Raw genomic sequence first — 238 nt, forward strand, 5'->3', positions numbered from 1 at the left:
GACCATGGTCGGCATAGCCGCGTTCGTGATCATGTGCGTCAGGCACCTGACTACCGCCAGCGACGTCGTCGGCACCACACCGCTTTGGAACCCCACAACCTCCATAGCAGCTGTCTCGGCAGGTGCCGCCATCGCCGCATACTCATTCCTGGGCTTTGACGCTGTCAGCACCTTGAGCGAAGAGACAATCAACCCCAAGCGAAACATCCCCCGGGGCATTCTGCTCACGGTGTTGGTG

The 238-nt window shown here is 60.5% G+C and carries 1 pseudogene; it reads left to right on the top strand.

Annotated elements, in window-relative coordinates:
- Positions 1 to 238: pseudogene (locus tag SB772_RS45350) on the top strand (amino acid permease); the annotation flags it as partial.

This window comes from Paraburkholderia sp. SIMBA_030 (genome assembly GCF_046535245.1).
Classification (GTDB): Bacteria; Pseudomonadota; Gammaproteobacteria; order Burkholderiales; family Burkholderiaceae; genus Paraburkholderia.